General features: G+C 64.3%; 13 protein-coding genes and 1 riboswitch. All 13 genes read right to left on the reverse strand.

All coding sequences use genetic code 11. The annotated features are described in order from the left end of the window. Positions 1–144 precede the first annotated feature (144 nt). The gene (gene rpsA, locus ACTTAI_RS14015; RefSeq protein WP_110805942.1) at positions 145–1,824 is read right to left on the reverse strand and encodes a 30S ribosomal protein S1; all 1,680 of its coding nucleotides are present in this window, start codon (positions 1,822–1,824) and stop codon (positions 145–147) included. A 159-nt stretch (positions 1,825–1,983) separates the two neighbouring features. Beyond that, on the reverse strand, positions 1,984–2,616 hold the full coding sequence (locus ACTTAI_RS14020) for an NAD(P)H-dependent oxidoreductase (RefSeq protein ID WP_444452150.1): 633 nt from the start codon (positions 2,614–2,616) through the stop codon (positions 1,984–1,986). 78 nt (positions 2,617–2,694) lie between these two features. Next, complete coding sequence (locus tag ACTTAI_RS14025) at positions 2,695–3,282, reverse strand: (d)CMP kinase (RefSeq protein ID WP_444452151.1); 588 nt, start codon at positions 3,280–3,282, stop codon at positions 2,695–2,697. A 94-nt stretch (positions 3,283–3,376) separates the two neighbouring features. After that, positions 3,377–4,720: a 3-phosphoshikimate 1-carboxyvinyltransferase gene (gene aroA, locus ACTTAI_RS14030; protein ID WP_444452152.1), complete on the reverse strand. Its 1,344-nt coding sequence runs from the start codon at positions 4,718–4,720 to the stop codon at positions 3,377–3,379. Between the two features lie 93 nt (positions 4,721–4,813). Next, positions 4,814–5,539, reverse strand: a complete 726-nt coding sequence (gene trmB / locus ACTTAI_RS14035; RefSeq protein ID WP_444452153.1) for a tRNA (guanosine(46)-N7)-methyltransferase TrmB — start codon at positions 5,537–5,539, stop codon at positions 4,814–4,816. 159 nt (positions 5,540–5,698) lie between these two features. Next, positions 5,699–6,151: a GNAT family N-acetyltransferase gene (locus tag ACTTAI_RS14040; protein ID WP_444452154.1), complete on the reverse strand. Its 453-nt coding sequence runs from the start codon at positions 6,149–6,151 to the stop codon at positions 5,699–5,701. A 290-nt stretch (positions 6,152–6,441) separates the two neighbouring features. Next, on the reverse strand, positions 6,442–7,608 hold the full coding sequence (metK, locus tag ACTTAI_RS14045; protein WP_110805936.1) for a methionine adenosyltransferase: 1,167 nt from the start codon (positions 7,606–7,608) through the stop codon (positions 6,442–6,444). 7 nt (positions 7,609–7,615) lie between these two features. After that, positions 7,616–7,664, reverse strand: a riboswitch (SAM-SAH riboswitch). Between the two features lie 7 nt (positions 7,665–7,671). Beyond that, a complete protein-coding gene (gene lnt / locus ACTTAI_RS14050) occupies positions 7,672–9,207 on the reverse strand; it encodes an apolipoprotein N-acyltransferase (protein ID WP_444452155.1) in 1,536 nt (511 codons plus the stop codon). A gap of 16 nt (positions 9,208–9,223) precedes the next feature. After that, positions 9,224–10,129 (reverse strand): transporter associated domain-containing protein, encoded by a 906-nt coding sequence (locus tag ACTTAI_RS14055; RefSeq protein ID WP_444452156.1) that lies wholly within the window; start codon positions 10,127–10,129, stop codon positions 9,224–9,226. A 29-nt stretch (positions 10,130–10,158) separates the two neighbouring features. Continuing rightward, on the reverse strand, positions 10,159–10,671 hold the full coding sequence (gene ybeY, locus ACTTAI_RS14060; RefSeq protein ID WP_444452157.1) for an rRNA maturation RNase YbeY: 513 nt from the start codon (positions 10,669–10,671) through the stop codon (positions 10,159–10,161). Beyond that, a complete protein-coding gene (locus ACTTAI_RS14065; RefSeq protein ID WP_444452158.1) occupies positions 10,652–11,671 on the reverse strand; it encodes a PhoH family protein in 1,020 nt (339 codons plus the stop codon). Before ACTTAI_RS14065 ends, ybeY begins: the two co-directional genes overlap by 20 nt. Positions 11,672–11,853: 182 nt before the next feature. Then, positions 11,854–12,186, reverse strand: coding sequence for a hypothetical protein (locus ACTTAI_RS14070; RefSeq protein ID WP_444452159.1), 333 nt, complete (start codon positions 12,184–12,186; stop codon positions 11,854–11,856). Between the two features lie 11 nt (positions 12,187–12,197). Further along, positions 12,198–12,755 carry an OmpA family protein gene (locus ACTTAI_RS14075; protein ID WP_444452160.1) on the reverse strand — a complete coding sequence of 186 codons (558 nt, stop codon included), beginning with the start codon at positions 12,753–12,755 and terminating at the stop codon, positions 12,198–12,200. Between the last annotated feature and the right edge of the window lie 154 nt (positions 12,756–12,909).

The following is a 12,909-nucleotide window of genomic DNA, read 5'->3' on the forward strand; positions in this document are numbered from 1 at the left end:
CGGTTCTGCGGCGCTCGGACGCAGTCCCCCATCGGCTTACCCTGCGGAAAGCCCCTTGCCCGTGCGGAAATGACCCCTGCGGCGAATCGCACAAACGAAAAGGCCCCGCAAAAGCGGGGCCTTTCGCATCCCTTGCGGGATGGATTATTCGCGGCCCTTGAGGGCGGCGCCGAGGATGTCGCCGAGCGACGCGCCCGAGTCGGACGAACCGTATTGTTCCACGGCTTCCTTCTCTTCGGCGATTTCGCGCGCCTTGATCGACACGCCCAGCTTGCGGGTCTTGCTGTCGATGTTGACGACGCGGACGTCGACGTGATCGCCAACCTGGAAGCGCTCGGGGCGCTGGTCGGCGCGGTCACGGGCCAGATCCGAACGGCGGATGAAGGACTTCATGCCGTTGTATTCGACCTCGATGCCGCCGTCTTCGATCGCGGTGACGTTCACGGTGATGACCGAGCCACGTTTCACGCCATCAACCGCATCCGAGAAGGTGTCGGCATCGAGCGCCTTGATCGAGAGCGAGATGCGTTCCTTGTCGGTGTCGACTTCGGTGACCGCAGCGCGCACGACGTCGCCCTTGCGGTATTCCTGGATCGCTTCTTCGCCGCGCTTGTCCCACGACAGGTCGGACAGGTGCACCATGCCGTCGATGTCGTTTTCGAGGCCGATGAACAGACCGAATTCGGTGATGTTCTTGACTTCACCCTCGATCACGCTGCCGACCGGATGGGCATCCGCAAAGGCTTCCCACGGGTTGCGCAGGCACTGCTTGAGACCGAGCGACACGCGGCGTTTCGCGGTGTCGATCTCGAGCACCATGACGTCGACTTCTTGCGAGGTCGAAACGATCTTGCCGGGGTGCACGTTTTTCTTGGTCCAGGACATTTCCGAGACGTGAACCAGACCCTCGACACCGGCTTCCAGCTCCACGAAGGCGCCGTAATCGGTGATGTTGGTGACGCGGCCCTTGTGCACCGACCCGAGCGAGAACTTGGTCTCGACCGAATCCCACGGGTCGTTCAGCAGCTGTTTCATGCCGAGCGAGATGCGGTGGGTGTCCTTGTTGATCTTGACGACCTGGACCTTGACGGTCTCGCCAATCGTGAGGATCTCCGACGGGTGGTTGACGCGGCGCCAGGCCATGTCGGTGACGTGCAGCAGGCCGTCCACGCCGCCGAGGTCGACGAAGGCACCGTATTCGGTGATGTTCTTCACGACGCCGTCGACGATCTGACCTTCGGTCAGGTTGCCGATGACTTCGGCGCGCTGTTCGGCACGCGATTCTTCAAGGATGGCACGACGCGACACGACGATGTTGCCGCGACGACGGTCCATCTTGAGGATCTGGAACGGCTGCTTGAGACCCATGAGCGGGCCAGCGTCGCGGACCGGACGGACGTCGACTTGCGAGCCCGGCAGGAAGGCCACGGCGCCGCCCAGATCGACGGTGAAGCCGCCCTTGACGCGACCGAAGATGGCGCCATCGACGCGCTCTTCCGAGGCATAGGCTTTTTCGAGACGATCCCAGGCTTCTTCGCGACGGGCTTTCTCACGCGAGATGACGGCTTCGCCACGGGCGTTTTCGACGCGATCGAGGTAAACTTCGACCTCGTCGCCAACGGCGATCGAGGGAGCTTCACCGGGATTCGCGAATTCTTTCAGATCAACGCGGCCTTCCATCTTGTAGCCGACGTCGATGATGGCCTGGCCCGCCTCGATGGCGATGACCTTGCCCTTGACGACAGACCCTTCCTGGGGGGTGTCGATCTCGAAGCTTTCCTTCAGGAGGGCTTCGAATTCTTCCATGCTAGCTTTGGCGCACATGCGGTCTAGTTTCCTTTATGTGGGTTTTCTGGCCATGCGGTTGGCTCCGCCGGTCTTTCGTTGCGTATGTCGAAAGGGGCAGACCTGCGTCTGCCCCCCTCGGACGTGGCCCCTATAGGCGGGAATCGCCTGTGGGGCAAGGGTTTTCGGCCAAAGACCTCAGTCGATGCGGGTCACCAGCTCCGAAAGCGGCTTGCGCACCTTCTTCATGCCGGCGAGCCAGTCGCCCTCATTGGCGCGGTAGCCCAGCGGCATCAGCGTGACCGAGCGCAGGCCCTTGGCGCGCAGGCCGAGGATTTCGTCGACTTGCGCCGGATCGAAGCCTTCCATCGGGGTGGCGTCGACTTCCAGCTCGGCGGCCTGAGCCAGCGCGATCCCGAAGGCGATATAGGCCTGATGCGCGGCGTGGGCGGCGTTCACCTCTTCGGTGCGGGCCAGATACATGCCCTTGAGGTTGTCATAATAGCCCGCCAGCATCTCGCGCGGAATGCCACGTTCGTTGACATGCAGATCGACGACCGCATCAATGCGCTCGGCAGTGTAGTTGTCCCAGGCCGCGAAAACGACCAGATGCGAGGCATCTACGATCTGCGTCTGACCGAAAGCCGCCGCCGAGATCTGGGCGCGCAGGTCCTTGTTGGTGATCACCAGAATCTCGAAGGGCTGCAGCCCCGAGGAGGTCGGCGCCATCTGCGCCGCGGTCAGGATCTTTTCGACCTTGTCTTCGGACACGGTCTTGGCCGGGTCCATCTTCTTCGTCGCATAGCGCCAGTTCAGGGTATCAAGCAGCATCAGAGGCATCCTTTCGCGGTTGAGCGTATGGCGCCAAGATATGCGCACAGCCGCACGAAGCAACGAAAGCTTCTGCGCTTATCTGCACAGCCTTTCGGCCACCACCGCGCAAGCCGCCGCAACCGCCTCGTCAATGCTCAGTTCCGAAGTATCGATCACAACCGCATCCACCGCCGGTTTCAGCGGTGCGTCGGCGCGGTTCATGTCGCGATCGTCGCGTTCCTTCACCTCGGCCAGCACCTTTGCCGCGTCACCACCGACTTCCAGCCAACGGCGATGCGCCCGAACCTCGGGGCTGGCGGTGACGAAAAGCTTCACTTCGGCCGCGGGGCAAATGACGGTGCCGATGTCACGACCATCCAGCACCGCACCGCCTGCGCGCCGGGCAAACTCGCGCTGGAATTCCAGAAGCGCCTGCCGGACCTCGGGGATGACGGCGACCTTCGAGGCCGCCTGCCCGGCTTCCAGCGTGCGCAGATCGTCCCGCGCAAGATCCTCGGGCGTCAGGTTGCGGGCGGCCGCGACCGGATCGCCGCCCTTCACGCCAACGGCGCGATAAAGCGCCCCGGTATCCAGATGCGCAAAGCCGAACCGCGCGGCCACGGCGCGGGAAATCGTGCCCTTGCCGGCGGCAGCAGGCCCGTCGATCGCCACGGTGAACATCATCTTGAACCTCGCGCGGGTGTCAGCGTTGCAGTTGCGTATTTGAGCCAAGAAAAAACGGCGGGCTTTTTCTTGGCTCAAATACGCTCTTTCGTCCTCAGTCTCGGGTGATGGTGGCGCCAAGCTGGCGCATCAGATCCTCGAAGACCGGGAAAGAGGTGGCGATGGGCGAGCCATCATCGACCGAGATCGGCTGTTGCGAGGCAAGTCCAAGGACCAGGAAACTCATCGCGATGCGGTGGTCGATATGGGTGGCGACGGTGGCGCCGCCGGGGACACCCTCGCCACCAAGCCCGTGCACGATCAGCGTGTCGTCGTCTTCCTCGACGCGGACGCCGCAGGCTTCAAGGCCGCGCGCCATCGCCGCGATGCGGTCGCTTTCCTTGACGCGAAGTTCATGCACGCCGCGCATCACGGTGGTGCCGGTGGCGCAGGCGGCCAAAGCGGCCAGCACCGGATATTCGTCGATCTGGGATGCCGCACGTTCGGGCGGAACCTCGATGCCGGTCAGGGCCGAATGACGCACGCGCAGATCGGCGACGGGTTCGCCGCCCTCTTCGCGTTCATTCAGAAACTCGATATCGGCGCCCATCTCGCGGAGCGTCAGGAACAGCCCGTTGCGGGTCGGGTTCTGGCTGACGCCGGGCACAAGGATGTCCGAGCCCGGCACCAGAAGCGCCGCACAAACCGGGAAGGCGGCCGAGGACGGATCCCGCGGCACCGCTACCTTTTGCGCCTTCAGCTCGGGCTGGCCCTGAAGGGTGATCCGGTTGCCCTCGGGCGTGGCTTCCACCGTCACCTCGGCGCCAAAGCCGCGCAGCATCCGTTCAGTGTGATCGCGGGTCGGCGTCTTCTCGATCACCACGGTCTGCCCGGGCGCATTGAGGCCCGCGAGCAGCACCGCCGATTTCACCTGCGCCGAGGCCATCGGCGTCGTGTAGGTCACCGGCACCGGCTCGGCCGCACCGATCACCGTCATCGGCAACCGCCCCCCGGCCCGACCGTAAGAGCGCGCCCCGAAAAGCGCGAGCGGATCGGTCACCCGCCCCATCGGACGCTTCCGGAGCGAGGCATCGCCGGTGAAGGTCGCGGTGATCGGGCTCGTCGCCATGCAGCCCATGATCAGCCGCACGCCCGTGCCCGAGTTGCCGCAATCGATCACGTCGGCGGGTTCCGCAAAGCCGCCCACGCCGACGCCCTCGACCGTCCATTCGCCCTCGTCGGTGCGGGTCACGGTCGCGCCAAAGGCCCGCATCGCCTTGGCGGTATCGAGCACGTCCTGCCCTTCGAGCAGGCCCGAGATCTCGGTCTTGCCCACCGAAAGAGCACCAAGGATCAGCGCGCGATGCGAGATCGACTTGTCGCCCGGCACCTCGGCCCGACCCGAAAGCGGGCCGCCCTTGCGCGACGTCATGCGGATGGGGGAACCGTGACCGGACATGAAAGCCTCCCTGAATGTCAGCGCCCTGTTAGCGCACCGCGACCGAAGCGAAAAGCCCCTGCTTTTTCCTGGCGCAAATACGCCCTTGTGCCCTCAGGGCTTGCGGAAGGTGGCGTAATCGGGCACCCGCCCCTCGCGCAGCGCCTTTTGTTCGTAGCGGGTCGACAGCCAGTCGTCCCAAGGCGTGCCCGTGTGCGCGATCAGGGTGAAGCCCGCCTTCGGCGCCTCGATCAGCGCCTGTTCCATGTAATTCGGGATGTCGGTGGCGACGCGGAATTCGGCGCCCGGCGACAGGATGCGATGCAGCGCCTGCAGATAGCCCGGCGTGACGAAGCGGCGGCGATGGTGGCGGCGCTTGTGCCAGGGGTCGGGGTAATTCAGGAAGGCCTTGGCGATGCAGCCGTCGGGCAACACCTCCATCACGTCGCGCACATCGCCCGGCCAGATCGCGACATTCGAAACGCCCGCGGTGCGGATCTTGCCCAGAAGCATCGCGACGCCATTGATGAAGGGCTCGCAGCCAAGGATATTCACCCCCGGATTGCGGGCGGCCATATGCACCATGTGCTCGCCGCCGCCAAAGCCGACCTCAAGCCACAAAGGCGCGTCATTGCCGAAGATCGTGCCGGGATCGATGATTTCGCGGCCCGGGTTTTCCTCTTTCGAGATGCCCCCCGGCGTGAGCGAGCCCAGATCCTCGCTGATATAGGTCTTTTGCGAGGCCCGCATCGTCTTGCCCGAGCGGCGGCCATAGAAATTGCGCCACTCCGGTTGCGGGGCGGGCGCGGTGGTCTCGGGGGTGTCGGGGCTCTCGGTCATGGGGCTGCGCCTTAGGGCGCAAAGGGGCTCCCGGTCAAGGGGGGATGGGCTGCGATGATGTCGCCTCGGACAAGCCCGAGGCGACCCGCCGGGGGCTCCGCCCCCGGACCCCCGGGATATTTTAGGCAAGGCAAAAGGAGGGCAAACAAGGCCAGCAGACTAACCGCCGAGAGGGCCGCGATACATCGTGATCCGGCGAGAATCCTTGAAACCGAACTTCTCGTAAAATGCCGTAAGGTTCTGATCTCGCTGAGCTTGCGGCGTGATCACCAGAATGACTTCGGTTGCCCCCTGTTCAGAGGCCCAAGCCAGAACCGCCGCCACAAGATGCCGCGCCCAGCCCGCGCCACGCTTTGGGGGGATCACGTAAAGGTCTTCGAGTTCGGCCGCACAGCCGAACTCAACTCCGCGCGTCAGTGTTCCCGACGAAAATCCGATCACATGACCGCCGTCTTCGGCGATGAAGACGGCCGCGCGCGGATCGTCGAGCATGGCCTGCAGGTTTGCACGGATGGCGGCGGGTGGGGTTGCGATGTCATCTTCCTTGAAGAACGCAACGTAAAGGGGAACGAGGCTTTCAATGTCGCTCTGCGTTGCTTTCCGAATGGTCATCAATTTCCCCGAATAACATAGCAATGACTTCAAAGCGCAGGATTGTCGGCGCACCGCTCGTTGTCCAGCAGGGGGTTGTTTGACGCGAGCGAAATTGCGCCCATGGATGGGGATCAAGACCGAACGCGCGTCAGTCTTCCGCCCGAGCCATGTCCGGAGCACCGGGGTCGGGGGGTGCGGGGGGCCGAGCCCCCCGTCGGGTCGTCCCGGCGTAGCCGGGACGAAACACCTCTCCCGGAAAGAAAAAGGGGGCCCAAAGGCCCCCTTCCCTGTCATCTTTCGAAACCGGCTCAGACCGCTTTCTTGATCGCTTCGACCAGATCGGTGCGCTCCCACGAGAAGCCGCCATCGGCTTCCGGGGCGCGGCCGAAGTGGCCATAGGCCGAGGTGCGCGCATAGATCGGGCGGTTCAGATCCAGCTGCGTGCGGATGCCGCGCGGCGTCAGGTCCATGCATTCGGCCACGATGCGTTCGATTTCCGCATCCGGAACCTCGCCCGTGCCATAGGTGTCGGCATAGATCGACAGCGGTTTCGCCACGCCGATCGCATAGGACACCTGAATGAGGCAGCGCTTCGCCAGACCCGCGGCCACCACGTTCTTCGCCAGATAGCGCGCGGCATAAGCGGCCGAGCGGTCCACCTTGGTCGGGTCCTTGCCCGAGAACGCCCCGCCGCCGTGCGGCGCCGCGCCACCATAGGTGTCGACGATGATCTTGCGGCCGGTCAGACCGGCGTCGCCATCCGGGCCGCCGATCACGAAGGTCCCGGTCGGGTTCACCCACCATTCGGTCTTTTCGTCGATCCAGCCCGCCGGCAGCACCGCGCGGATGTGGGGTTCGACGATCGCCCGGATGTCATCCGAGGTCTGGGATTCGTATTTGTGCTGCGTCGAGAGCACGATCGAGGTGACGCCGACCGGCTTGCCATCCTCGTAGCGCACCGAGAGCTGCGATTTCGCATCCGGGCCAAGCGTCGGCTCGGCGCCCGATTTGCGCACCTCGGCCAGACGGCGCAGGATTGCATGGGCATACTGGATCGGCGCGGGCATCAGCTCGGGCGTTTCGTCGGTCGCATAACCGAACATGATCCCCTGGTCGCCAGCCCCGTCCTTGTCGACGCCTTGCGAGATATGCGCCGATTGCGGGTGCAGGTAGTTGGCGAAGTTCAGCGTCGCCCAGTGGAAGGCGTCCTGCTCGTAGCCGATATCCTTGACGCAATCGCGAACGATCCCGTCGATACGGCCCATGAACTCGGCCAGTTTGGCTTTGTCGGAAAGACCCACTTCCCCGCCGACGACCACTTGATTGGTGGTGGCAAAGGTCTCGCAGGCGACGCGGGCATTCGGCTCTTCGGCAAGGAAGGCATCCAGAACGGCATCGGAGATGCGGTCGCAGACCTTGTCGGGGTGACCCTCCGAGACGGACTCGGAAGTGAAGACATAGTTAGAACGTGACATGGGGAAGTGCTCCATTGATGTGTTCCCACCCCGCCAGGAAGCCGTTGGAGTGGTGAGCGGACGCTAGCCCCCGATTCTATGGCGGTCAACGCGCGATTTGCGCCCAAGCCCCCAAACGAGGGCCCCTGCGGCGATAAGACCTGCCAGAAGCGGTCCATCCCCCCAGCGGGCGTAAGGCGGCGTGGGAAGCGAGCCGGGCAGGAGCGCGTCGATCACACCCTGCTGGCCCATGGGCAGGCTTTCAAGCACCTGTCCGCGCGCGTCGATCAGCGCAGAAATCCCGGTATTGGCAGAGCGCGCCAAGGGCAGGCCGAATTCGATGGCGCGGAAGCGTGCTTGCGCCAGATGCTGCACAGGGCCCGACATCTCGCCGAACCAGGCGTCGTTGGTGATCTGCAGCAGCCAGTCGGGGCGGCGATCGGCGTGCATATCTTGCGGGAAAACCGCCTCGTAGCAAATGAGCGGCTGCACGAGACCCGCCTTGCCCAGATCCAGAAGCTTGCGCGTTTCGCCCGCGGAATAGCCGTTGCCCGCGCGCGCGGCAAAGGCGGTGATGCCGAACCGCGCCAGCTGATCGCCAAAGGGGATATATTCGCCAAAGGGCACCAGATGCACCTTGTCATAGACCGGGCCGATCTTGCCCCCGGCCCCGATCATCGCCAGCGAATTGAAATAGCGCGGGCCGTCCTCGCGCTGGATGCCGACGGCGACCGGCACGTCATGGGCCGCCTCGGCGATCATCGTCAGACCATCGCCGGGGCGGTCGAGCAGGAACGGCACCGCGGTTTCGGGCCAGAGGATCAGATCGGGCGCGGGCTTGCCGGGCGCGGGCGGCTGGGCGGTCAGATCAAGGTGGCGGAAGAAGAATTCCTCGGCATATTCGGGGCGCCACTTCAGATCCTGCGGCGCGTTCGGCTGCACGATGCGCAGATTGACCGGCGTGGCCCGGGGTGGAACCGGCTCGGCCAGCCGCAACGAGCCGCCGCCCCAGAGCGCCGCGACAATTGCCACGGAAACGCCCGCCGCAGGCAGACGCCATTTCGCCCGGGGCATAAGCCAGGGCAGCGCGGCGAGCGCCAGCGTCAGCGCGCTCAGCCCCATCGCGCCCACGAAAGCCGCGCCCTGCGCCAGCGGCGTGTCGATCCAGATATGGCCGAAAAGCACCCAGGGCAGCCCGGTGAAGATGTAGCTGCGGGCAAGATCGGCGCCGAAAAGCCCGACCGCTACGCCCGCCGAGCGCGAGATCACAGCCCCGCCCAGACGCGCGCCAAGGCTCATGCCCAGCGCCCAGAAGAGCCCCATGCCCAAAGCCATGAAGATCAGCGCGAAAGGCGCCATCCAGCCATAGACCTCGGGCTCGACGAAGAAGGGTTCGACGATCCAGAACATCGCAAGCGCCGCATAGCCGGTGCCCGCCGCCAGACCGACGCGGAAGGGCGAGGTCGCCTGCCCGAGCACGATCAGCAGCGAGAGCGCGACCAGCGCGATCCACCACAGCCCGAACGGCGCCTGACCCAGCGCCACCCCCAACCCCAGAAGCGCGGCCAGACCCCAGACAAGGAATTTGACCGCAGGATTGTAAAGCGGGGGCACGCGCATAGTATTTCCGTTCTGTTTATTCGGCGGCGACGCCCGGCAGCCGCACCCGCAGCCGCTTGACCCGGCGCGGATCGGCATCGACGACCTCGAATTCGACGCCGTTTTCCGCCACGATCACCTCGCCCCGGGTGGGCACGCGGTCGATCTGCATGAAGACAAGCCCGCCCAAAGTGTCAATCTCGGCGCCCTCTTCGGCATCAGCCAGCTTGACGCCGATCTCCGCCTCGAATTCGGTCAGCGGCGCGCGGGCCTGCACCAGCCATTGGCCGGGCTTTTCGAGCTTCCAGAGGCCGTCTTCTTCCTCGTCATGCTCGTCCTCGATCTCGCCGATCACCTGCTCGATCAGGTCTTCGAGCGTCACAAGGCCATCGACCCCGCCATATTCGTCAATGACCAGCGCCATGTGGATGCGCTGCACCTGCATCTTTTGCAACAGCACGCCAATCGGCATCGAGGGCGGCACATAAAGCAGCGGGCGCAACAGCTTGCGCAGCGAGAACCGGCCCGCGGCAGAGCCGAACCCATGCGCCAGCGCCAGATCCTTGAGCAGGACCAGCCCCATCGGACTGTCGAGCGTATCCTTGAACACCGGCAGGCGGGAATAGCCCTGGGTGCGGAAGACCTCGACCAGCTCGTCGCGGGTGGTGGTGACCGGAACGGCGACGATCTCGGCCTTCGGCACGGCGACATCGCCCACCCGCATCTTGCGCAGGTTGCCCAGCCCCGGCAGGCCCGCGGGGGCTGCGGCAGCGCCGGCAGATTGTGCCTCGGCGGGATCGGCCTCGCCCGGAGAAGCCCCGAGCGCGCCAAAAATGCGCCCGAAAAAGCCTCTAGGCTGAGGTTCGTTGCTACTCTCGCCGACTTCGGGGTCCGAAGCGGGCGCGGCGGCGGCGGAATTGCTTCCGTCTGCGACTTGTCCCATCTGTCCTTTCCAGTTGCGCCCCTGCGGGGCTAGACCTCGTAGGGATTTGCGATCCCCAGAGCGGCCAAGATACGCACTTCAATGCTTTCCATCAACTGCGCGTCTGCGTCGCGCACATGGTCATAGCCCAGAAGATGCAAAACGCCATGTATCACCAGATGTGTGACATGATCGTGAACAGACTTGCCCGAAGCTTCCGCTTCGCGCGCACAGGTCTGGAAGGAAATCGCGATGTCGCCGAGGGAATCGCGCTCGCCCGGCACGAAGGGCTCGGGGAAATACGGCTCGTCGCCATCGTCCTCGGCCGCCAGATCCTGCGCGGGCCAAGAGAGCACATTCGTCGGCGTGGGCTTGCCGCGGAAATCGGCGTTCAGTTCGGCGATGCGGGCATCATCGCAGCCCATCAGACTGATTTCCCAGTCTTTCGCCTCCATCTCCTGATCGGCGAGCACGGCCTGCGCCGCGCGTTCCGAAAGCCCGGCAAGGTCGATCCCCTGCCAGGCCGGTTCCTCGATCAGACAGTCAACCAGCGGTTCCTTCATCCGCCCGTTCATAAGCCCCAATGATCCGCGCCACAAGCGGGTGACGCACCACATCCTCGGCGGTGAAGTAGTTGAAGGAAATCCCCTTCACCCCGGCAAGGATGCGCTCGGCATCGGCCAGACCCGAGGCGGTGCCGCGCGGCAGGTCGATCTGCGTGCGGTCCCCGGTGATCACCATCCGGCTCCCCTGCCCCAGACGGGTCAGGAACATCTTCATCTGCATCGTCGTGGCGTTCTGCGCTTCATCGAGCACGACAAAGGCATTCGAGAGCGTCCGCCCGCGCATGAAGGCGAGGGGCGCGATTTCGATGCGCTTTTCCTCCATCAGCTTCGCCATCTGCTTGGCGGGCAGGAAGTCATTCAGCGCGTCGTAAAGCGGCTGCATGTAGGGATCGACCTTGTCCTTCATGTCGCCCGGCAGAAAGCCCAGACGCTCGCCCGCCTCGACCGCGGGACGCGACAGGATGATCTTGTCGACCAGCCCACCGATCAACATCGTCACGCCGACAGCGACGGCCAGATAGGTTTTCCCGGTGCCCGCCGGACCGATGCCGAAGGCCATCTCGTTTTCAAACAGCGCGCGCACATAGGCCTTTTGCGCATCCGTCCGCGGCTCAACCTGTTTCTTGCGGGTGCGGATTTCGTATTTGCCCGCCGCAAACATTTCGAGTTGCTCATCGACCGAGACCCCGTCATGGCCCAGATCCGACATCCGGATGGCCGCGTCGATCTCGCCCGCATCGATCGCCTTGCCCGCCTCAAGCCGCGCGTAAAGCGCATTCAACACCGAGGCCGCCTGCCCCTGCGCCTCGGCCGTGCCCACCACCGCCAGCTGATTGCCGCGGCGGATGATATGGACCGACAGCTTGTGCTCGATCTGGGCGAGGTTACGGTCGAATTCTCCGCAAAGATCGATCAGCAACCGGTTGTCAGGATATTCGAGAAGCGTCTCGTAAGCGTCCTGAGTGCGAGGCGGGGGTGTGATCGCGCTGAAGCCCAATAACGTCTCCCTTGGCTGGCGTGGGTCAAAGATATGGTGCACCCCACCCCCGGGCGACGCAAGCGCTGGTTTGCATCAAACGACGGCGGCGATAAAAAATTCATCTGAGTGACATGAAAGCAGCCGCGCAGTGCACCGCGCGGCTGCTTTGCTTAAAAATTAAGCAGGTGCTGCCTTCCCGATCAGAGGTAGTCGGGAACCGGCGAGCCTTCCTTGAACGGGCCGACGGCCGTGTTCGGCGGCGCCGCGCCCGAACAGATCGGCTTGCCGTAATCATCGACGCGCTCGGACATGTAGCCTTCGACGCCGTCATCGATGATCCAGTGATCGCAGCCCTCGGGATCAACCCAGATCCCGGCCTTGAGCGTGCTCAGATGGTGGGCGTTGATGCCGCGGTCGATCGACTTGTCGGGACCATAGCTGCCGGTGATCGGGCTGGCATATCCGCCAGCCTCTTCGCATCCGGCCAGCGCCAGAGCAGCCACTCCCAGAAGCAGAAGTTTCGTTCCGTTCATTCTCTGGCCCCTCACTTCACACAGATCACTTCGACGCGGCGGTTCTGCGCCATGCCCGCGGCCGTGGCATTGGTGGCTTTGGGCCAACGCTCGCCATACCAGTTCACCGCCAGCACCGGCGCCCCGATCGACTGCGCCACACCGGCAACAGCCTCGGCGCGACCTTTCGACAGGCGCATGTTGTATTCGTCCGAGGCGCGGCTGTCGGTATGACCGGTGATGATGAAGCTGCGCGCCTGCGCGGTGGAGAAGAACTGCCGCAGGTAGCTGCGCCCCGAGGCAGTCAGTTTCGCGCTGTCGGTGGCAAAAAGCGTGTCGGTCTGCAGCACGCCACAGACGTTGCGGTGACAGACCGGGCGGCCGTCGCGGGTCTTGCGCGCGTCCATATAGCCTTCGGTGCCGTCATCCATCGCCCAGTGTTCACAGCCATCGGGGTCGATCCAGATCGCCGGGATATAGGTTTCGGACCTTTGTTGCGCCGCAACGGGCCCCATCGACGCCGCAAGAGCGAGGGTCACCGCCCCAAGACCAGCCGCCACCGGTTTCAATCCTCGGGTCAATCTTGTCATCCCCACACAAGCCTCCTCGAATGGAACCACACCGGCGAACCGGCGCGTTAATGAATTTGGCACAGAGTAACAAACCCTTGAGACAAGGAAAGGGTTTTCACCCCGTTATTGTGGCGGAACCAAGAACAAACAGGGCGATAAATCGCGCGAATGG

This window comes from Rhodobacter capsulatus (assembly GCF_052363175.1).
Classification (GTDB): Bacteria; Pseudomonadota; Alphaproteobacteria; order Rhodobacterales; family Rhodobacteraceae; genus Rhodobacter; species Rhodobacter capsulatus_D.